The sequence below is a fragment of the Streptomyces liangshanensis genome, assembly GCF_011694815.1.
Classification (GTDB): domain Bacteria; phylum Actinomycetota; class Actinomycetes; order Streptomycetales; family Streptomycetaceae; genus Streptomyces; species Streptomyces liangshanensis.
The window spans coordinates 5,066,232-5,086,413 of sequence record NZ_CP050177.1 but is presented as its reverse complement, the minus strand read 5'-3'; the positions used below and the strand labels follow the sequence as shown (position 1 = coordinate 5,086,413).

Below are 20,182 nucleotides of genomic sequence, written 5' to 3'. Positions count from 1 at the left end.
TTGGGGCTCTCAACGGAGGGCGGCTCCTCCTCTTCCGAGGACGGGAAGCCACCTTCGTCGTGCCTGGTCGCGCTACTCGTTCGGCCCCGTGCAGGAGAAGCCACTCGCCTTCAGGCGAGTTACGCGGGTTCAATTCCCGCCACCCGTGTACCGGGGGCGACCGATCGGCGTTTCACCGGCCTAACCCAGTTCCGGCGTCTCCGGCAGGTCGGCGCGGGCCGTGCAGCCGAGTTCCTTGACGAGGGCGAGCGTGACCGAGTGGAGGAGGGTCAGGTTGGCTCGGCGCAGGCGTTCGGGGTTGCCGTCGGGTTCGTGGCGGTTGCGCAGGGCTGCTCGCAGCATGACGGGGCTGCCGCGGAACTTCTCGCTGACGCACTCCGCGTAGAGAACCGCCTTCTGCGGGGAGGCGAGCCCCTCGCGTCCGAGGTCGTACTGCTTGAAGGTGTTGGCGAACCGTGAGTCGCCGACGCCCTCGGCGTCCTCCAGCGTCACGTCGATGTCGATCTGGGAGGTCGCCCGTCCCGGCAGGTGGACCGCGCACAGCTGATGGGTCTCGCCACCCGTCCCGTCCGCCAGGTAGTCGGCGACGAGATCCTGGGCCGTGGTCGCCGGCTGGGCTTCGGCGTTGATCGGGGCGAACTCCTTTGCGGCGGTGAGGAGTTGTACGGCGTTCACGGCGTCGTCCGAGAGGGTTCCCCGGCACAAGCGCCCCGCCGGGATCTGCGCCTCCGCGGACTGCTCCCCGTCGGAGCAGGCGGTCAGAGTCGTCAGGGCCAGGGCCGTCACCGCCGAAGTGAGGGCGCCTCGCGCCCTGTTGACCGTCGCCGTTGTCATGCCGCCATTCTCGTGGGGGGGGGGGAGAGAGTGGTCAGCTCAGGGCCGTGCGTAGTGCTGTCAGGCGGGAGACTGCGTCGTGGAAGGCGGGGGTGGGGAGGGTTTTGTTGTGGAGGGCCGTGGTCAGGGCCGTCACCGCCGACTCGCCCTGGGACACCTGGCGGGACGAGCAGAGCAGGAGGTCCATGCCCGCGCCGGCGGCCAGGACCGCGCGTCGGCCCGTGGTGAGGGTGTGGCTGATCGCCTTCGCCTCCAGGGCGTCCGTGATCGTGACCCCCTTGAACCCCACGTGCGAGCGCAGCTCCTTGACCACGGCGGCGGACAGGCCCGCCGGGTGCTTGGCGTCGAGGGCCGGGTAGACCGCCCAGGAGAGCATCACCAGCCGGGTGCCCGCCGCGACGGCCTGCTTGTACGGGGCCTCGTCGACGTTCCGCAGGGTGGTCAGGGACTGGGTGAGCGTCACCGGTCCCAGGTCGGTGTTCTGGTGCGTGGCGGCCGCGCCCAGGCCCGGGAAGTGCTTGGCGGTCGCGGCGACCGCGACGTGCTGCTGGGCGGTGACGAAGGCCGCGCCGAGCTTGCCGACCTGCGCCGCGTTCCGGCCGTACGAGCGCTGGGCGTGGTCCGTGAAGTCGCCGGCCGTGCGGTAGACGTCGAGCACCGGCGCCAGGTTGAGGTTCAGGCCGGCCGCGGCGAGGTTCTTCCCCGCCCCCGTGCCGGCCGCCTTAGCCGCCGCCACCGGGTCGGCCGCCAGCCCGATCTGCTTCTCCGACAGGGCGGGGGCGCCGGGCAGGCGCCGGATCGTGCCGCCCTCCTGGTCGGTCATGAGCAGGAGGGGGAGGCGTACGGGGCTGGACCGGTTGGCCTTCTCCAGCTGCTTCACGACCGCGGCGATCTGCGCCGCGCTCGTGATGTTCTCGCCGAAGAAGATGACCCCCGCGCCCTCGCCCGCGCTGATCTTCTTGAGCAGCGCGGCGGGCGGGGTGTGGCCCGGGTACGAGTAGATGACGCGCTGGCCCGCGAGCTGCCGCTCGGTGAGCCCCTTCGGCACCGCGGCGGCCCGCGGATACGCCGCGGGCTCGGCGGAGAGCGACCCGGAGGACGACGCGGAGGGTGATGCGGCGGACGACGCCGAGGGCGACGCGGACGACGAGAAGAGCGCGCGGCCGCCCAGGGCCAGCGCGGCGGCGACGGCCCCGGACCCGGCGAGCACGGCCCTGCGTCCGATGTGCGGCGGTTCAGATGCGTTCATGGGAGTTCCTCTCTCCCCCGCACCCTACGACCGTCCCGCCGTGGAGCCCAGAGAGCAGTGGCCCGCGTCACCGGGCCGGACACGGTGACATGGACCACGCGAGCGAGCCGACGGAGGGCGCCGCCCTACGCCCCCGGTACCGCCACCGCCGCCTGGGGGCGGATCGGGAGGCGGCTGATCGGGCGGCCCGTGGCGGCGCGGACCGCCGAGGCGACCGCGGCCGGGGACGTGACCACCGGGGCCGCGCTCGCCGGTTTGGCGCCGAAGGGAGCCACCACGTCGCGTTCCTCGACGAGCTTGACGATGTGGATGTCCGGGGCGTCCAGGGACGTCGGCAGCGCGTAGCCGGTGAGGTCGGGGCGGCGGACCAGGCCGCGGGTCGTACGGAGGTTCTCCGTCAGGGCCGTACCGATGCCCTGGGTGATGCCCGCCTCGATACGGGTCGCCAGCTGCGCCGGGTTGAGGACGCGGCCGACGTCCTGGGCGACGGCCATCTCCACCACCCGGATCGAGCCCAGCTCGATGTCGACGTCCACGACCGCCCGGATCGCGCAGAACGCGAGGCCGACGAACGCGTCGCCCTGGCCCGACTCGTCGAGCGGCTCGGTGGGGTGCGGGCGGCACTGCGCGGTCGCCCACAGCTCCTTGCCGTCCATCGCCTCCGTGACGGTGGTGGACAGCACCCCGTCGTACGAGGTGATCTTGCCGTCGGTGATCTGGAGCAGCTCGGTGGACATGCCGAACTTGTGGGCCAAGGGCTGGAGCAGTTGGGTACGGACCATCTTGGCCGCCCGCTCGACGGCCCCGCCCGAGACCCAGGTGTGCCGCCCGTGCGCGGCCGGGCCCGCCGGGGGCTGGTCCGTGTCGACCGAGGCGACGTGGACCTCCTCGATGCCCAGCGTCTCCTGCACGATCTGCCGGGCCAGCGTCGAGAAGCCCTGCCCGGTCTCGACGGCGGCGCAGATGACCGTCGCCACGCCGTCGTGGACCTTCACCGTGGCCGTGGAGACCTCGTCCGCGCCCTCGGCGCCGAGCATGTGGACCATGCCGAGCGCGTAGCCGACGCCACGCCGTACCGCGCCCGGCTCCCCCGCCCCCTCCGGCCCGCCGGGCAGCAGCCAGGCCGCCTCCGGGGTGTCCTTGGGCAGGGCGGGCAGCGGGAAGTCCCGTACGGCCTGGAGCAGTTCGGCCACCGGCGCCGGGCAGGTGACCGTCTGGCCGGTCGGCAGGATGTCGCCGGTCGCCAGGACGTTGCGCAGGCGCAGCTCGGCCGGGTCGAGGCCGAGGGTGGCGGCCAGCTTGTCCATCTGGCCCTCGTAGGCCGCGCAGACCTGCATGGCGCCCTCGCCCCGGACGTGCCCGGACGGCGGGTTGTTGGTGCGGACGGCCCAGCCCTCGATGAAGGCGTGCGGGACGACGTACGGGCCGCAGGCGAACGCGACGGCGGCGGCGAGGGACTCCGACGAGTCGTCGGCGTAGGCGCCCGCGTCGAGGAGGATCTGCGCCTCGACCTTGACCAGGCGGCCCTCGCTGTCCGCGTGGTGGCGGTAGCGCAGCAGGGTGGGGTGGCGGTGGGCGTGCCCGAGGAAGGACTCCTCGCGGGTGGCCGCGAGCTTGACGGGGCAGCCGGTGCGCAGGGCGAGCAGGCCCAGCGGGATCTGGAAGCCGGGGTCCTCGCGGTCGCCGGTGGCGCCGGGGACTCCGGTGACGACGACCTTGACCCGCTCGGGGTCCAGGCCGAAGCAGGCGGCGGCCAGGTCGCGGTCGGTGTGCGGGTCGGTGGAGGCGGTGTAGATCTCGACCCCACCGTCGGGTCTGGGAACCGCGAGGCCGGCCTCGGCGCCGATCGGGGCGGGGTCCTGGCGGCCGATGCGGTACAGGCCCTCCACGACGATCTCGCCCTGGACGCCGGGGTCGCCGTAGCGCAGCGGGATGTGGCGGATGAGGTTGCCGTCGGGGTGCAGCGCCTCGGCGGCGAACGCCTTCTCGGGGTCGGTGACCGGGTCGAGGATCTCGTACTCGACGGCGATCGCGGCGGCGGCCATCCGCGCGGTGTCGGGGTGGTCGGCGGCGACGGCGGCGATGGCCTCGCCGTGGTGCCGTACGACCTCCGAGGCGAAGACGGGGCGGTCGGCGACCCTGCGGCCGTACGCCGAGTCGCCGGGGACGTCCTCGTGGGTGACGACGGCCCGGACGCCCGGCATCTCGGCGGCGGCGGAGGTGTCGATGGAGACGATCCTCGCGCTCGGGTGCGGGGAGCGCAGGATCGCGGCCCACAGCAGGCCCTCGGCCCACAGGTCGGCCGCGTACGGGAAGGTGCCCTCGGTCTTGGCGCGGGCGTCGGCCGGGGCGAGGGAGGCGCCGAGGCCGTGCGCGGGGGGCTCCTGCCGGGGGCCGTCGAGCGTCGGTGTCCCGGTGGCCGCGTCGTTGCTCACGCCATGCCTCCGTCGTGCGAGTGCGAGTTCGCGGGCGAGTGGGGGTTCGCGTGGGAGTCGGGCCGCGCGGGCTGCGCGCCGCCGGCTCCCGGGGACGCCTGGTGCGGGACGCGGGCTTCCTCGGAGGCGGCGGCGGCCGCCTCCGCGCTCGCGGCACGCTCGGCGGCGACCTCGTTCACGGCGTCGAGGACGCCCCGGTAGCCGGAGCAGCGGCAGAGGTTGCCGCACAGCGCCTGCCGGGTCTCCAGTTCGGTGGGGGCGTGGTTGCCCTCCAGGAGGTCGTGCACGGTCATGGCCATGCCGGGGATGCAGAAGCCGCACTGCACCGCGCCGCACTTGGCCAGCGCCCGCTGCACGTCGGAGGGTTCGCCGTCGACGGCCAGGCCTTCGACCGTACGGACCTCGGAGCCGGCCGCGGTGGCGGCGGGGACGAGGCAGGAGGCGACGAGCCGGCCGTCGACCTGGACGTTGCAGGCGCCGCACTCGCCCTGGGCGCAGCCGTCCTTGGCGCCGGCGAGGCCGAGGCGCTCGCGGAGCACGTACAGGAGGGACTCGCCGATCCAGGCGTCGGTGACGGGGCGGTCGGCGCCGTTGACCCGCAGGACGTAGGAGCCGCCGGGGTGTTCGGCGCTGTTGTTGCTGCTGGTGAGGAGGGCGGGCTCGGCGTCCGCGTCGGGTACGGGGTCGGCCTCGGGCGCGGCGGTGTCGGCGGCGTCCGCCGGGGAACCGTCCCCGGCCGCGTCCGGCCCCGGCTCGGGCGAGGCGTCCGGGGAAGCGGGGGCGTCCGGCGCGTCGGCGTAGGCGTCGGTCCCCGGGAGCGGCGCCCAGGGGGCGGCGGCGCCGCCGGGCAGGGTCGCGGGCGGGGTGCCGCCGCCCCACTGCGCGGCGAGGACGGAGGCGCTGAACTCCCCCGACTCGTCGGGAAGGTCGCCCTGGGCGACCGGGATGGTCCACTCGCCGGTCAGCTCGGACGGCGCGTTCGGGCCCGGCCCGGAACCGCCCGCGAGGGCGCTCCCCCGGCCGTCCGTCCCGCCGCCCTGCCCCTGCGCGGGCGCCTGCCCGGGGCCCTGCTGCGGCTGCCCCGGCTGCCCGGCGTCGGTGAAGTTCCAGTGCCCGGTGGCGCGCGGGTCGTACGACGTGTCGTACACCTGCCCCTGGCCGCCCTGTTGCCGCGGTTCGGGCCAGCGCATGTGGTCCGGTACGGAGGGGTCGGCGGCGGGCGTCAGCGGGACGATCTGCGGCGGTACGTAGCCGTGGCCCGGCGCGGCCAGCGGCGCGTCCATGAAGTCCTCGGGCGGCAGCTGCACGAACGCGGTCGCCTCGGCGTCGTACTCGCCGCCGTGCTCGACCGGCTCCCAGCCGCCGCGCGGGTCCCCGGGGCCGGATCCGGAACCCGTACCGGAATGCTCGTCGGTGCTCACGACAGGGCCCTCCCCAGTGCTCGCCGGGCCAGCGCGGCGACGGTACGCCGCAGGTGCAGTACGGCGGGGGCGAGCGCGGGCGGCTCGCTCCCGTCGGCGGGTGGCGCCGGGTCGGGTACGCACGCGGCGGCCACGTACTCGCCGAAGGCCGCCAGGGCCTCCTGCGTGAGGCCGCGTGCCCCGTCCCAGTCGATCAGCGAGGCGATCCACCGCTCGGCCTCCAGCGGGCGCAGCGGCATCGGCGCGATGGCCCCGACGGCGCAGCGCACGCCGCGCCGCGCCGGGTCGAGGACCACGGCGACGGAGGCGGTGGCGCGGCCGGGGCCGGTCCGCCCGGTCGCCTTGAGGAAGACCTGGGGGGCGTGCAGCAACGGCACGCGGACGAAGCCGATCAGCTCGGCGGGGGCGAGCATCTCGCGCCCGGCCAGCAGGTGCGTGACGGGGATCTCGCGCCGCGCGCCGCCCGGTCCCGCGACCACGAGGTCGGCTTCCAGGGCGGCGAGGACGGGCAGGGCGTCGCCGGTCGGGGCGGCGGTCGCGATGTTCCCGCCGAGCGTCCCGGCGTTGCGGATCTGGGGCGGGCCCGCGGCGCGCGCGGACGCGGCCAGCGCGGGGATGAGGGCCGCGAAGTCGGGCCTGCCCATGCGCGCGTGGGTGAGGCCGGCGCCGAGGAGCGCGTGGCCGTCCTGGTAGTGCCAGCCGCGCAGCTCGCTGATGCGGCCGAGGCCGACGAGTCCCGAGGGCCGCAGGAGGCCCTTGTTGACGGCCGCCATCAGGTCGGTGCCACCTGCGACGGGTACGGCGGCGGGCATCGCGGTGAGCGCCGCCACGGCCTCGTCGAGCGAGGCCGGCAGCGTCACGGACTGCGCCGTCTGCGGTGCGTGCGTGGTCAACCCAGCTGCCCCTTTCCGGTGTCCCGCATGTGTTGCCGTACCGGTACCTGTGTTGCCGTACCGTACGTGCTCACAGCCCGGACGTGGCAACTCTGGCACATCTTCGGAGCCGACCGGCGCGAGGGTCCACGAAGGGCTGATCCGTCCCCGGCCAGGGCAATGGTCCGCTTCGCCCCGCCTTCGGCGTCCCACGCGCCCGGCCGGCGCCCGCCGTTCGGCCCGGGACGCGGCCTTGACGGGGGCGCCGGGGAACGGCGCGGAACGGCCCGCGAAGACGCCGCGCGGGCTCCCCGGGGCACGGGGGCGGGGCGGGCGCCTCACGCGCGGCTCACACGATCGGGGGCAGCCCCTCGATCGGGCGTCCGAGCACGCCGGGCCGCCGCTGCCACGGCAACGGCCCCCCGGACGGCCGGTATTCGACCCCCAGGGCGTCCAGCCGCCGGTAGTGCTCGGTCATGCGCTGCTCGAAGTCCTCGAAGTCCCGCTCGGCGGAGGCCGGGAGGTCGGACCACGCGACCTCGGCCAGCGCCGCGAGGCGGGGGAAGACCTGGTAGTCGACGCGGGCGCGGTCCTGCATGACCTCGGTCCAGACGTTGGCCTGGGTGCCGAGGACATGCGCCGCCTCCTCCTCGGTGAGGTCGGCGGGCACGGGCTCGAAGCGGTAGACGTCCTCCAGGGTCCTGACGTACCCGATGGGCATCGGCTCGTCCTCGCCGGGCGCCTGCCGGTGGTCCAGGTAGACGTGCTGCTCGGGGCACATGACCACGTCGTGGCCCGCCCTGGCGGCGGCGATGCCGCCCCCGTACCCCCGCCAGGAGGAGACGGCGGCGCCGGGCGCGAGACCGCCTTCGAGGATCTCGTCCCAGCCGATGAGACGCCGGCCGCGGGCGGTGAGCCAGGTGTCGAAGTGGTGGATGAACCAGGCCTGGAGCTCGTCCTCGTTGGCCAGGCCGTTCTCCTCGATGCGGAGTTGGGCGGCCGCGGAGTCCTTCCACTGCTCCTTGCGGCACTCGTCGCCGCCGATGTGGATGAAGGTCGACGGGAAGAGGCCGAGCACCTCTTCGAGGACGCCCTCGTAGAAGCGCAGGGTGTGGTCGGTGGGGGCGAGGACGTTCTCGTTGATGCCCCAGGTGTCCCAGACGGTGAGCGCGGCGGTGTCCACGACATCGGTGTTGCCGAGTTCGGGATACGCGGCGATCGCGGCCTGCGAATGTCCCGGTATATCGATTTCCGGGACGACGGTGATATGCCGCGCGGCGGCGTAGGCGACGATCTCGCGGATGTCCTCCTGGGTGTAGTAACCGCCGTGCGGTTTCTCCTCCCAGAGCTCCGAGGCGCGGTGTCCCCATTTGGTACGGCTGCGCCACGCGCCGGTCCCGGTCAGTTTCGGATAGCGCTTGATCTCGACGCGCCAGCCCTGGTCGTCGGTGAGGTGGAAGTGGAAGACATTCAGCTTGTGCGCGGCGAGCAGGTCGAGATAGCGCAGGACGCCGTCCTTGGGCATGAAGTGCCGTGACACGTCGAGCATCAGGCCGCGCCAGCCGAAGCGCGGGGCGTCCTCGACCACGGTCGCGGGCACGGACCACAGGCGCCCGGGGTCCACCGGGGCGGCGCGGTACGCGTCGGGGCCGAGGAGCTGGCGGAGGGTCTGCGCGCCCCAGAACACCCCGGCGGGGCCGCCGCCCTCGATCCGTACCGCCCGGGCGTCGGCGGTGAGCCGGTAGCCCTCGGGGCCGAGCCGGCGCTCCAGGTCCTCGGAGAGCTCCAGGACGACGCTGTTGCCGTCCTCGGCGCCGTCCGCGAGGGGCAGTCCGGTCGCGGCGCCGACGGCCGTACGGAGCCAGCGGGCGACGCCCTCGGTGCCGGGGGCCGCGTCGACGGTCGTCGCGTCGTCCAGGGGGAACGGGTCGGTCCCCTGGGGCGCCGGCCAGGTGTGCCGGGGGTCGGGAATCAGGTCCATGCGTCGGTCCTCACGGGTGTGTGTCTGCCGGCCGTCGACCGCGACCGGGTGCTTCGGCCGATCGTCGACCGTGACCGGGTTCCGCCGGTCAGTCCTTGACCGCGCCGCCCAGTCCGGAGACCAGCCGCCGCTGTACGAGTACGAAGAAGACGAGCACGGGAACGGTCATCACGGTGGATCCCGCCATGATCCCTCCCCAGTCGTTCTCGTCGGGTTTGAAGAAGACCAGCAGCGCCATGGGAAGCGTCGACTGGGAGGTGTCGCTGATGATGAAGGACTTCGCGAAGAGGAAGTCGTTCCAGGTCGAGATGAAGGAGAAGACACTCGTCGCGACCAGCCCCGGGAACACCAGCGGGAAGAGGATCTGCCACAGGAATCGGGTACGGCTCGCGCCGTCGATGTAGGCGGCCTCCTCCAGCGCGTCGGGCACCGCCTTGACGAATCCGCGCAGCATCCAGATCGCGAACGGCAGGGAGAACGCGAGATGCGGCAGGATCAGCGAGCCGAGCGTATTGAGCAGGCCGAGGTCGCGCATCTGGAAGAACAGCGGGATGGTGAGCGCCTCGATCGGCACCATCTGCGCGACGAGGAACATGATCAGCAGGGTCGTACGGAAGCGGAAACGGAAGCGGGTGACCGCCGTGGCCGCCAGAAAGGCGACCAGCGCGGAGACGATCACGACCGTGCCGGCGACCAGCAGGCTGTTGAGGAAGTACCGCCCGAATTCCTGTTGTTGGAAGACGCGGCGGAACGAGTCGAGCGACGGGGACAGGGTCCACGGGCGCGGCCGGGTGGATTGGACCTCGCCCGCCGGTTTGAACGCGGAGAGAACCATCCAGTACAGCGGAAACGCCACCACGACGGCGATGACCAGGGCCGATGCCTCGGCGGCGAGGCGCCAGGGACGGCGGACGAGCGGCAGGTTCACAGTTCTTCCCCCCGGCGGCGGAGCAGCCGCAGATAGACGAGTGTGACCGCCAGCAGAATCAGCAGCATGACCACGCCGATGGCCGAGCCCAGGCTGTACTGCGAGGACGCAAAGGCCTTTTGGTACGCGTAGACATTGAGCACGAGATTCTGGCCGGCGATTCCTCCGCCGTTGGTCATCACGTAGATCTGGGTGAAGACCTTGAAGTCCCAGATGATCGACTGGATGGTGACGACCACCAGGATCGGACGCAGCATCGGCGCGGTGACGGACCGCCAGGTGCGCCACTGGGAGGCGCCGTCGAGGGAGGCCGCCTCCAGCACCTCGCCGGGGATGGCCTTGATGCCGGCGTAGACGGTGACCATCACGAACGGGAAGGAGCACCAGACGACTTCGAGGAGGACGAGCGTGAAGGCGCTGTAGCGGCCGTACGTCCAGGAGAAGTCGCCGAGGCCCAGGATCCGGTTGACCGGTCCGTAGTCGGGGTCGAAGAGGAAGACGAAGACGGTGGAGCCGGTGATCGCGGGGGTGGCCCAGGCGCCGAGGGCGGCGAGCATCAGCGCGAGGCGCGGCAGGGCCCGTACGCGCGTCAGGAGGACGGCGAGGGCGCAGCCGAGGCCGAGCGTGGTGACGACGCAGGCGGCGGCGAACAGGACGGTCGCGAGCAGGACCTGCCAGAACTGGCTGTCGCCGAAGAGCGTGGCGTAGTTCCCGAAGCCCTGGAAGGTGGTCGGCTGCCCGCCGCTGACCTGGGCCTGGGTGTACTCCAGGAAGGAGATCAGGCCCAGTTGGTAGATCGGGTAGACGAGCAGGCCGCCGAGGACGACGAGGGCGGGCGCGAGGTAGAGCCACGGGGTCCAGCCGCCCTGGCCGGCCCGCCGGGGGCCGCCGCGGGTGCCCCCGCGGGGTCCTGGGCGCGGGGCCTTGCCCCCGGTCGCCGGGAGGGCCGTTTCCGGCCTCTTCGGCGACCGGGGGCGCGGCGCGTGGTCGGTGGGGGACGTCATCCGGTTCAGCCCGCGGACGCGAACGCCGCGTCCATCTTCTTCGCCGCGTCGTCGGAGGCCGCCGCGACGTCCTTACGGCCGCTGATGATCTCCTGGAACATCGTCGGCAGGACCAGCGAGGAGTCGATCTGGGACCAGCCCGCGGAGGCGGGGACGAACTTGGCCCCGGCGCCGAGGGTCTTGACGAAGGGGGCGACAAACGGCTGCTTCTGGGCGGAGGCCGCGAGGACGTCCGTGTACGTCGGCAGGAAGCCCATCGCGTCGAAGAGTTTGGCCTGGGTGTCCTTGCCCGTGATCGACTTCATCAGGTCGACGGCGAGGGTGCGGTGCGAACTGCTCCTGAGGACACCGATGTTGTTGCCGCCGGCGAACGCGGGGGCGATCGATCCGGCCTGGACGCCGGGCAGCGGGACGACGGCGTACTTGCCCTTGACCGTGCCGGCCTCGACGGCCTGGTGGCTGAAGTCGCCGCCGATCGCCATGGCGGCCTGTCCGGACGCGAAGGCGGTGACGGTGGCGTTGCCGCCCATGGCGGCGCACTTGGCGGCCGGGCAGTTGTCGTCGCCGAACAGGGAGGTGTAGGCGGCGATGCCCTTGCGGGCGGCGGGGCTGTTGACGGCCGCCTTGTACGTACCGCCGCTCTCGTCGGCGAGTTCGCCGCCGTTCGACCAGACGAACGGCATGGCGCCGTAGGTGTACGCGCCGCCCACCGCGAGCCCGTACAGGGAGGGCTTGGCCTTGTGGATCTTCTTGGCCGTGGATATCAGCTCGGCCTGGGACTTGGGGGCGGCGAGCCCCAACTCCTTGAAGACGTCGGTGCGGTAGTAGAGCGCGCGGACGCCGACGAACAGGGGCGCGCCGTAGATCTTCCCGTCCACCGTGACGGACTGCTTCGCCGTGGGGTCGGTGTCCTTGGCCTCGTCCCAGGCGCCGAACTCCTCGGTGACGTCGGCGAGTCCGCCGTCCTTGACGTACCCGGCCGTGTCGGTGTTGCCGTACTCGACGAGGTCGGGCGCGCTCTTCGGGTCGTTGAAGGCGGCCTTGATGCGCTGGGCGCGGGTCTCGACGGGGATGTACTCGATCTCGACCTTCGTGCCCGCGTGCTCCTTGCGGAACGCGGCGACGGCGCCGTCGACGACCTGCTCCTTGGGCTTGTTGTTGACCTCCTGGAAGAGCCACACGCGCAGCGTGCCGCTCTTCTCGTCCTTCGTCGCGGCGTTGTCGGACGTCTGTGGCGCGCAGGCGGAGGCCGTGAGGCCGGCGAGCACCAGTGCCGCTATCGGGGCGGCCATGCGGGAAAGCTTCATCCGGGAGTTCCCTACGGGTCGGTGGGGACGACAGGGGCATCCGTTGCAGCATGCGCAACGTGCGTTTCGTTCTGCACAACTCGCAGGAGATAAGCATGTCGGGAACACGCCGACAAGTGGTCTCTACCACTCTGTGACCCGCCGAAGCACCCTGTGCAACGGACCGCCCCGCATGCCGGACAAAACGCGAACGGCCCCCCGGGCGCGCACACGCGCGCCCGGGGGGCCGTCACCGAAGGACAGGACCAGCCGTTACTTCTTGCTCTTGTCCTTGCCGCCCTTGTCCTTGTCCTTGTCCCCGCCGGGGCCCATGGACTCGTAGATCTCCTTGCACATCGGGCAGACCGGGTACTTCTTGGGGTCGCGCCCCGGTACCCAGACCTTCCCGCACAGTGCGACCACCGGAGTGCCGTCGAGGGCACTCGCCATGATCTTGTCCTTCTGGACGTAGTGGGCGAAGCGCTCGTGGTCGCCGTCGCCGTGCGACACCTGTGGTGCCGGCTCCACGAGGGTGCCCGTCCCTGCCCCGCGCTCGGGCTCAAGAGTGCTCATGAGCGCCAAGGGTACCCACGACGGGGCCCGGACGGAGGCTCCGGGGCCATGCACTCCGGAACCGTTCGCTCACGCATCGCTCAGGGCCGCCCCCCGCGCGCGGCCCCGCGTCAGTTCAAGGACGGATCGTCCGGGTACGTGGCCACCATCGCCAGCTCCCCGCGCTGCCTGCGCAGCACCGCCCGCCACAGCCCCTCGGGCCGCGGCGACGACACGTCACCCGGCTCCGAGTCCACGACGTACCAGGCCCCTTCGGCCATCTCGGCCTCCAGCTGCCCCGGCCCCCAGCCCGCGTACCCGGCGAAGATCCGCAGCGAGCCGAGCGCCTGTACGAGCAGCTCGGGCGGGGTCTCCAGGTCGACCAGGCCGATCGCCCCGTACACCCTGCGCCAGCCGAGTGGTCCCTCGTCGCCGGGGATGACGGCGAGGCCGAGCGCGGAGTCGAGCGACACGGGACCGCCCTGGAACACCACCCCCGGCTCCCCCGCGTGGTCCCCCCAGGCCTCCAGGATGTCCCCCACGTCCACCGGCGTGGGCCTGTTGAGGACCACGCCGAGAGAACCCTTGTCGTCGTGGTCGAGCAACAGCACAACGGCGCGATCGAAATTCGGGTCCGCCAGAGCGGGTGTCGCGACCAGCAACCGCCCTGTGAGCGAGGACACCTCGGTCATGCGACACATGATCCCGCACATTCGCCCGGTCCGTGCCCCGCGCGGCCCAGTGCGTGCCCACGCAGCTCACGACGCACCGGGGCGGCTCGGACACCGGGCGGCGGGAAGATGGGACGGTGACCCTCCGCGAGGGGCGTGGAACGGAACGTGTCATGTCGAATTCATTACGTGTTCGGGACGTCCTCGCCCTTACGGGGCAGGGGCTCCGGCCCCTTACCCTTTTGCTTGGCCACCTGCCCGCCCACTCCGGAACGCGAGATTCATGACCGTCAAAGACGATGTAATGCTTGTCCACGGCGGAACCCCGCTGGAGGGTGAGATCCGCGTTCGCGGTGCGAAGAACCTGGTGCCGAAGGCCATGGTCGCCGCGCTGCTCGGCAGCGGCCCCAGCCGGCTGCGCAACGTGCCGGACATCCGTGACGTACGGGTCGTCCGCGGACTGCTCCAACTGCACGGCGTCACCGTGCGCCCGGGCGACGAACCGGGCGAGCTGATCCTCGACCCGACGTACGTCGAGAGCGCCAACGTCGCCGACATCGACGCGCACGCCGGGTCGTCGCGCATCCCGATCCTGTTCTGCGGCCCGCTGCTGCACCGGCTCGGGCACGCCTTCATCCCCGGCCTGGGCGGCTGCGACATCGGCGGCCGGCCCATCGACTTCCACTTCGACGTGCTGCGCCAGTTCGGCGCGACGATCGAGAAGCGGGCGGACGGCCAGTACCTGGAGGCCCCGCAGCGGCTGCGCGGCACCAAGATCAGGCTGCCGTACCCCTCGGTCGGCTCGACGGAGCAGGTGCTGCTGACGGCCGTCCTGGCCGAAGGCGTCACGGAGCTGTCGAACGCCGCGGTGGAGCCGGAGATCGAGGACCTGATCTGCGTGCTCCAGAAGATGGGCGCGATCATCTCCATGGACACCGACCGGACGATCCGGATCACCGGCGTCGACCGGCTCGACGGCTACACGCACCGCGCCATCCCCGACCGGCTGGAGGCCGCCTCCTGGGCGTCCGCCGCGCTGGCCACCGAGGGGAACATCTACGTCCGCGGCGCCCAGCAGCGGTCGATGATGACCTTCCTCAACACCTACCGCAAGGTCGGCGGCGCCTTCGAGATCGACGACGAGGGCATCCGCTTCTGGCACCCGGGCGGCTCGCTCAACGCGATCGCCCTGGAGACCGACGTCCACCCCGGTTTCCAGACCGACTGGCAGCAGCCGCTCGTGGTGGCCCTGACGCAGGCGTCCGGGCTGTCCATCGTGCACGAGACGGTGTACGAGTCGCGGCTGGGCTTCACCTCGGCGCTCAACCAGATGGGCGCGCACATCCAGCTCTACCGGGAGTGCCTGGGCGGCTCGGACTGCCGCTTCGGCCAGCGGAACTTCCTGCACTCGGCCGTCGTGTCCGGCCCCACCAAGCTCCAGGGCGCCGACCTGGTCATCCCCGACCTGCGCGGCGGCTTCTCGTACCTGATCGCGGCGCTGGCGGCGCAGGGCACCTCCCGGGTGCACGGCATCGACCTGATCAACCGCGGCTACGAGAACTTCATGGACAAGCTCACCGAGCTGGGGGCCAAGGTCGAGCTCCCGGGCGGTTCGCTGGTCTGACCCACCCGGCCGGGGGCACATGCCCCCGGAATCCCTCTGTACGGCGCTGATGGCCTCGCTCCCCCGGGCGGGGCCATCGTGCCGCCCGGGGCGTTCCGGGCCGTACACGCCCGGTCTGTGGCCTTCTGGGGGACAACACAGGGGCGGCCATCCGGTTGGATGGCCGCCCCTGTGCCGTGCTAGTTCGCCTGTGGGGTTACTTGCCCTTGGCGGCTTCCTTGAGCTTGGAGCCCGCGGAGACCTTCACGCTGTAGCCGGCCGGGATCTGGATCGGGTCGCCGGTCTGCGGGTTACGAGCGGTCCGAGCGGCACGGTGGGTGCGCTCGAAGGTCAGGAAGCCGGGGATGGTGACCTTCTCGTCGCCCTTGGCGACGATCTCGCCGACGGTCTCGGCGAGAGCGGCCAGCACGGCGTCGGCGTCCTTGCGGGTCACCTCGGCGCGGTCGGCCAGGGCGGCCACCAGCTCACTGCGGTTCATGTTGTTACTCCCGTGTTCTTCTTGCCTGTGAGGCGTGAGATCGAAGCCGATGCTGCCAGGGCCCTCGGACAGTCCCCGGACCCGGGTCTGCTGACAGACCCTCGCGCCCGAATACGCATCCTGCCCCCACCAGCGGCGGGAAAGCCAATCCGGCACCCTCCGGAGTCACACGAAAAGCGCCACTGCCTCGTCGTCGTGACGTTCCGTCGACTCTGTGGAGACTCCTTGGAGCCTTGGGAGCCCTCTGGGCCCCCCGGAGGCCCTGAAAACCTCACTGGAGCGGCGGGGCCCATGGTCCGCCACCCTAGAGGGGGCCGTGACGCCCGGCGAATCGCGACGCGCCGGGCACAGGGCGGACCGTGGTGACGTGCCTCAGACGGACGTGGCCGACGCGGAGGGCGACACCGTCACCCCGGCCGCCTTCGCGGCGTCCCGCACGGCGCCGGCGACCGACGACGCGACCTTGTCGTTGAAGACCGACGGCACGATGTAGTTCGGGTTCAGCTCGTCCTCGGTGACGACGTCCGCCAGGGCGGTCGCCGCGGCCAGCATCATGTCCGTGTTGACCGTCCGCGACTGCGCGTCCAGGAGGCCGCGGAAGACGCCGGGGAAGACCAGCACGTTGTTGATCTGGTTGGGGAAGTCGGAGCGTCCCGTGGCCACCACGGCCGCCGACTCGCGGGCGATCGCCGGGTCCACCTCCGGGTCCGGATTCGCGAGCGCGAAGACGATCGCCTTGTCGGCCATCGCCTTGACGTCGTCGCCGTCCAGCACGTTCGGGGCCGAGACGCCGATGAACACGTCCGCGCCGACGACGGCCTCCTTGAGCGTGCCGGTGACACCCTCCGGGTTGGTGTTGTCGGCGATCCAGCGCAGCGGCGACTCGGCGTCGGCCTCGACCAGGTCCTCGCGGCCCGCGTGCACGACGCCGTGGATGTCGGCGACGACGGCGTGCTTGACGCCAGCCGCGATCAGCAGCTTGAGGATGGCCGTACCGGCCGCGCCCGCGCCGGACATGACGACCCGTACGTCACCGATGCCCTTGCCGACCACGCGCAGCGCGTTGGTCAGCGCGGCCTGCACCACGATCGCCGTGCCGTGCTGGTCGTCGTGGAAGACCGGGATGTCCAGCGCCTCGCGCAGCCGCGCCTCGATCTCGAAGCAGCGGGGCGCCGAGATGTCCTCCAGGTTGATGCCCGCGAAGCCGGGGGCGATGGCCTTGACGATCTCGACGATGGCGTCGGTGTCCTGCGTGTCCAGGCAGATCGGCCAGGCGTCGATGCCGGCGAAGCGCTTGAACAGGGCGGCCTTGCCCTCCATCACGGGCAGCGCGGCCATCGGGCCGATGTTGCCCAGGCCCAGCACCGCGGAGCCGTCGGTGACGACCGCGACGGAGTTGCGCTTGATGGTGAGGCGGCGGGCGTCCTCGGGGTTCCTGGCGATCGCCATGCAGACCCGGGCGACGCCCGGGGTGTAGATCATCGAGAGATCGTCACGGTTGCGGATGGGATGCTTGGACTGCATCTCGATCTTGCCGCCGAGGTGCATCAGGAACGTACGGTCGGAGACCTTGCCGAGGGTGACACCCTCGATGCCGCGCAGCTGCTCGACGATCTGTTCCGCGTGACCGGTGGAGGTCGCCGCGATCGTGACGTCGATCCGCAGCTTCTCGTGGCCGGACGCGGTCACGTCCAGGCCGGTCACCGAGCCACCGGAGGATTCCACGGCCGTGGTCAGCTGGGACACCGCGGTCCCGCTCGCGGGGACCTCCAGCCGGACCGTCATCGAGTACGAGACGCTTGGCGCCGTTGCCATGACCGTGTTCCTCTGCTTTCACTGGCTCAGATTGCCGCGCGTCGGAGCCCCGGGCCCGACACGCCTACCGATGGTCGCACCTCCCGGCGCGCGGCCGGTGAGGGTCCCGCGTGGGTGGAAGGGGCCTTCCATCAGGCGGGAGAGCGTAACAAGCGGGTCCGCCCAGAAAAGCAGGCCCCCACCAACCATCGGTGAAGGCCCGGCAAACGGAAAGCCGATCGCGGAACTCGGCGGAGAACTCAATGAACTCAATGGTCCGCGGCCTGCGAGGAGGCCACGGACCAGGGAGTGAAGGAAGAACAAGGCGGCACCGACCCGCCATGCTCGCCTCGCGGCAAGAGGTCGCTCTAGGCGACGAAGGTTGGGCCCGGGGGCTTGGATCGAGTCGGTGCCATGACCAGGCTAACAAACCACCCCGGAAAGTGATTCCCCCCTGACGAGTTGACCTGGAATCAATCCCTGAGCAGGTCCGGCACCCCGTCCGCGTCGGGCTCGTCCCGGGCCCCCGACACGACCGTGAGCTGCTGCGTCGCCCGGGTGAGCGCCACGTACAGCACCCGCAGCCCGGCCGGCGACTCGTCGGCGATCTCCGCCGGGGAGACCACCACCGTCGCGTCGTACTCCAGGCCCTTGGCCTCCAGGCTGCCCAGCGCCACCACGCGCGGCCCCAGTTCGGCCAGCCAGCGGGCCGCCTGCTCGCGGCGGTTCATGGCCACGACCACGCCGACCGTGCCGTCCACCCGCGCCAGCAGGTCGCGCGCCTCGGCCCGTACGGTCGCGGCGAGGTCGTCCCGTACGACGGTGAAGCGCGGGCGTACGCCGGTGGAGCGCACCGCGGACGGCGACTCCATCCCGGGCATGGCGAGCGCCAGGACCTTGGCGGCCAGCTCGGCGATCTCGGCGGGGTTGCGGTAGTTGACGGTCAGGGTGAAGCGGCGGCGCGGGCGGTTGCCCAGCGCCTCGTCCCTGGCCTCGGCCGCCTCGTCGGGATCCGTCCAGGACGACTGCGCGGCGTCGCCCACGACCGTCCAGGTGGCGTGCCGGCCGCGGCGGCCGACCATCCGCCACTGCATCGGGGTGAGGTCCTGGGCCTCGTCGACGATGACGTGCGCGTACTCGGTGCGCTCGGCGGCGAGCCGCTCGGCCCGCTCGCGCTGCGTCTCCTCGCGCTGCGGCATCAGCTCCTCCAGACCGGTGAGCTGGTCCAGCGGGTCGAGCTCGCGGCGCTGCTTCCTGGGACGCGGCGGCGAGCCGAGGAGGGTCTCCAGCTCGTCGAGGAGCGCCACGTCGTGCACGGACAGCGGTCCCTTGCCGTCGGCGCCCAGCCGCCGGAGCGAACGGGCCAGCCGGCGGCTCTCGCCCTGGTTGAGGACCCGCCGGCTCCAGCGGCCGAGGCGCCGCTCGTCGGCCATGGCGGCGAGCACCCCGCGCGGGGTCAGCTCGGGCCACCAGGCGTCCAGGAACGCGAGGAAGCTGTCCTCGGACGCGACGTCCTCGTCGAAGCCGCCGCGCAGCTCGGCGGCCAGCTCCGCGTCACCGCGTGACGCGTACTCGCCGGCCCGGGCGGCGGCGCCGGACCGGGACCACAGGGCGTCCAGGAGGAGCTTCCTGGCGCGGGGGCGCAGCAGGTTGACGGGGGCGGTGCCGCTGAGCGCGGACTGCCGGACGCGGTTCAGTTCGTCGGCGTCCAGTTCCAGGCGCCGCCCGAAGGCGACGACCCGCAGCAGGTCGGTCCGTACGGCCGGGGCGGCGGGGGCGTCCTCCGTCCCGGAGTCGCCGCCGGCGGTGTCCGGGGCGGTGGTGGCCTCCTCCTCGCCGAAGGCGAGCTGGCCGTTCCGCGGGCCGCCCCCTCGGCCGTCGCGCCCGCCGCGGCCTGCCGGGGAGCCCTGGGAGCCGCCGGGGCCGCCCGGGGCGCCGGTGGACCTGCCGGGGGCCGGGAAGGGCTCCAGGGCCCCTCTGACCGCTGTACGCAGCACCTTCAGCATTCTGGCCGAACCCTTGACACGGGCGACGGCCGGTTCGTCGTACGCCGTGGCCTCGGCGCCGTCGACCAGGGAGCCGACCGCGCGGATCGCGACCTGGCCCTCCTCGCCGAGGGAGGGCAGCACGCCTTCGGTGTACGCGACGAGGAGCGGGGTCGGCGAGACGATCAGGATGCCGCCCGCGTACCGCCGCCGGTCCTGGTAGAGCAGGTACGCGGCGCGGTGCAGCGCGACCGCCGTCTTTCCCGTGCCGGGTCCGCCCGACACCTCGGTGACGGAGGCGGCGGGGGCGCGGATCACCAGGTCCTGCTCCGCCTGGATGGAGGAGACGATGTCGCGCATGGTGTGGCTGCGGGCCTGGCCCAGCGCCGCCATCAGCGCGCCGTCCCCGATGACGGCCAGCGCGGCGCCGTCCAGGGAGGCGGTCAGCTCGGGGCGCATCAGGTCGTCCTCGACCCCCAGGACCCGGCGGCCCTTGGAGCGGATCACGCGCCGGCGCACGACCCTGCCGGGATCGACGGGTGTGGCGCGGTAGAACGGCGCGGCGGCGGGCGCCCGCCAGTCGATGACCAGCGGCGAGTAGTCGGAGTCGAGGACCCCGATCCGGCCGATGTGCAGCGTCTCGGCGATGTCGGCGGTCAGGTCGGTCCTGATGGCGTCGTCGGCCGGGTCGACCGAGGTGTACGCGCCGTCCGGGCCCTTCTTGCCGTCCTTGCCGGGCAGCAGGTCGATCCGCCCGAAGAGGAAGTCCTCGAACTCGTTGTTGAGCCGGTTGAGGTGGATCCCGGCGCGGAAGACCTGCGCGTCGCGCTCGGCGAGGGCGCCCGGCGTACCGACCTGCCCCCGTTTGGCGGCGTCGTTCATCAGGAACTCCGCCTCGTGGATCTTCTCCTCGAGGCGGCGGTACACCTGGTCCAGATGGTGCTGTTCGACGCCGATCTCCCGATCGCGTACGGAGTCGTTCCCCGTGTCGCGTCCGGGATCTACAGCGGGTCCAGCGGATTCAACAGCGGCATCCTGCGCGGCCACCGAGGCCCCCTTCGTGACGTG

General features: G+C 72.3%; 15 protein-coding genes. 1 reads left to right on the top strand and 14 read right to left on the bottom strand.

Features of this window, described 5'->3' with window-relative positions:
- Nucleotides 1-180: 180 nt before the first annotated feature.
- The 11 genes from HA039_RS21980 to HA039_RS21930 form a co-directional block, all read right to left on the bottom strand.
- On the bottom strand, nucleotides 181-834 hold the full coding sequence (locus HA039_RS21980) for a hypothetical protein (protein ID WP_167032623.1): 654 nt from the start codon (nucleotides 832-834) through the stop codon (nucleotides 181-183).
- 34 nt (nucleotides 835-868) lie between these two features.
- A complete protein-coding gene (locus tag HA039_RS21975) occupies nucleotides 869-2,083 on the bottom strand; it encodes a glycoside hydrolase family 3 N-terminal domain-containing protein (RefSeq protein WP_167032621.1) in 1,215 nt (404 codons plus the stop codon).
- Nucleotides 2,084-2,208: 125 nt separating this feature from the next.
- Entirely contained in the window at nucleotides 2,209-4,518 is a 2,310-nt protein-coding gene (locus HA039_RS21970) for a xanthine dehydrogenase family protein molybdopterin-binding subunit (RefSeq protein WP_167032619.1), read from the bottom strand.
- The gene (locus tag HA039_RS21965; RefSeq protein WP_425086420.1) at nucleotides 4,515-5,801 is read right to left on the bottom strand and encodes a (2Fe-2S)-binding protein; all 1,287 of its coding nucleotides are present in this window, start codon (nucleotides 5,799-5,801) and stop codon (nucleotides 4,515-4,517) included. Before HA039_RS21965 ends, HA039_RS21970 begins: the two co-directional genes overlap by 4 nt.
- A 134-nt stretch (nucleotides 5,802-5,935) precedes the next feature.
- Nucleotides 5,936-6,832: an FAD binding domain-containing protein gene (locus HA039_RS21960; protein WP_167032615.1), complete on the bottom strand. Its 897-nt coding sequence runs from the start codon at nucleotides 6,830-6,832 to the stop codon at nucleotides 5,936-5,938.
- Between the two features lie 328 nt (nucleotides 6,833-7,160).
- On the bottom strand, nucleotides 7,161-8,792 hold the full coding sequence (locus HA039_RS21955) for a beta-N-acetylhexosaminidase (protein ID WP_167032613.1): 1,632 nt from the start codon (nucleotides 8,790-8,792) through the stop codon (nucleotides 7,161-7,163).
- A gap of 88 nt (nucleotides 8,793-8,880) precedes the next feature.
- On the bottom strand, nucleotides 8,881-9,714 hold the full coding sequence (locus HA039_RS21950; protein WP_167037351.1) for a carbohydrate ABC transporter permease: 834 nt from the start codon (nucleotides 9,712-9,714) through the stop codon (nucleotides 8,881-8,883).
- Between the two features lie 2 nt (nucleotides 9,715-9,716).
- Nucleotides 9,717-10,724, bottom strand: a complete 1,008-nt coding sequence (locus HA039_RS21945) for a carbohydrate ABC transporter permease (protein ID WP_167032611.1) — start codon at nucleotides 10,722-10,724, stop codon at nucleotides 9,717-9,719.
- A 5-nt stretch (nucleotides 10,725-10,729) separates the two neighbouring features.
- Nucleotides 10,730-12,031: an extracellular solute-binding protein gene (locus HA039_RS21940; RefSeq protein WP_167032609.1), complete on the bottom strand. Its 1,302-nt coding sequence runs from the start codon at nucleotides 12,029-12,031 to the stop codon at nucleotides 10,730-10,732.
- A 252-nt stretch (nucleotides 12,032-12,283) separates the two neighbouring features.
- Complete coding sequence (locus HA039_RS21935; protein WP_161307385.1) at nucleotides 12,284-12,583, bottom strand: DUF3039 domain-containing protein; 300 nt, start codon at nucleotides 12,581-12,583, stop codon at nucleotides 12,284-12,286.
- 110 nt (nucleotides 12,584-12,693) lie between these two features.
- Nucleotides 12,694-13,254, bottom strand: a complete 561-nt coding sequence (locus tag HA039_RS21930) for a YqgE/AlgH family protein (protein ID WP_167032607.1) — start codon at nucleotides 13,252-13,254, stop codon at nucleotides 12,694-12,696.
- Between the two features lie 262 nt (nucleotides 13,255-13,516).
- On the opposite strand from HA039_RS21930, the gene murA reads away from it, so the two are divergent.
- Nucleotides 13,517-14,857 carry a UDP-N-acetylglucosamine 1-carboxyvinyltransferase gene (gene murA, locus HA039_RS21925; protein WP_161307383.1) on the top strand — a complete coding sequence of 447 codons (1,341 nt, stop codon included), beginning with the start codon at nucleotides 13,517-13,519 and terminating at the stop codon, nucleotides 14,855-14,857.
- A gap of 196 nt (nucleotides 14,858-15,053) precedes the next feature.
- Here murA and HA039_RS21920 read toward each other — a convergent pair whose 3' ends face one another.
- The 3 genes from HA039_RS21920 to HA039_RS21910 form a co-directional block, all read right to left on the bottom strand.
- On the bottom strand, nucleotides 15,054-15,335 hold the full coding sequence (locus HA039_RS21920) for an HU family DNA-binding protein (RefSeq protein ID WP_003954777.1): 282 nt from the start codon (nucleotides 15,333-15,335) through the stop codon (nucleotides 15,054-15,056).
- Between the two features lie 372 nt (nucleotides 15,336-15,707).
- The gene (locus HA039_RS21915) at nucleotides 15,708-17,150 is read right to left on the bottom strand and encodes an NAD-dependent malic enzyme (protein ID WP_167032605.1); all 1,443 of its coding nucleotides are present in this window, start codon (nucleotides 17,148-17,150) and stop codon (nucleotides 15,708-15,710) included.
- Between the two features lie 452 nt (nucleotides 17,151-17,602).
- On the bottom strand, nucleotides 17,603-20,161 hold the full coding sequence (locus HA039_RS21910) for a HelD family protein (RefSeq protein WP_167032602.1): 2,559 nt from the start codon (nucleotides 20,159-20,161) through the stop codon (nucleotides 17,603-17,605).
- Between the last annotated feature and the right edge of the window lie 21 nt (nucleotides 20,162-20,182).

What these genes read in the sequence shown, in the direction of transcription:
- HA039_RS21930 (WP_167032607.1), bottom strand. Translation starts at nt 13,254, where the DNA reads ATGACCGAGGTGTCCTCGCTCACAGGGCGGTTGCTGGTCGCGACACCC.
- murA (WP_161307383.1), top strand. Translation starts at nt 13,517, where the DNA reads ATGACCGTCAAAGACGATGTAATGCTTGTCCACGGCGGAACCCCGCTG.
- HA039_RS21980 (WP_167032623.1), bottom strand. Translation starts at nt 834, where the DNA reads ATGACAACGGCGACGGTCAACAGGGCGCGAGGCGCCCTCACTTCGGCG.
- HA039_RS21945 (WP_167032611.1), bottom strand. Translation starts at nt 10,724, where the DNA reads ATGACGTCCCCCACCGACCACGCGCCGCGCCCCCGGTCGCCGAAGAGG.
- HA039_RS21940 (WP_167032609.1), bottom strand. Translation starts at nt 12,031, where the DNA reads ATGAAGCTTTCCCGCATGGCCGCCCCGATAGCGGCACTGGTGCTCGCC.
- HA039_RS21920 (WP_003954777.1), bottom strand. Translation starts at nt 15,335, where the DNA reads ATGAACCGCAGTGAGCTGGTGGCCGCCCTGGCCGACCGCGCCGAGGTG.
- HA039_RS21965 (WP_425086420.1), bottom strand. Translation starts at nt 5,801, where the DNA reads ATGGACGCGCCGCTGGCCGCGCCGGGCCACGGCTACGTACCGCCGCAG.
- HA039_RS21915 (WP_167032605.1), bottom strand. Translation starts at nt 17,150, where the DNA reads ATGGCAACGGCGCCAAGCGTCTCGTACTCGATGACGGTCCGGCTGGAG.
- HA039_RS21935 (WP_161307385.1), bottom strand. Translation starts at nt 12,583, where the DNA reads ATGAGCACTCTTGAGCCCGAGCGCGGGGCAGGGACGGGCACCCTCGTG.
- HA039_RS21955 (WP_167032613.1), bottom strand. Translation starts at nt 8,792, where the DNA reads ATGGACCTGATTCCCGACCCCCGGCACACCTGGCCGGCGCCCCAGGGG.
- HA039_RS21975 (WP_167032621.1), bottom strand. Translation starts at nt 2,083, where the DNA reads ATGAACGCATCTGAACCGCCGCACATCGGACGCAGGGCCGTGCTCGCC.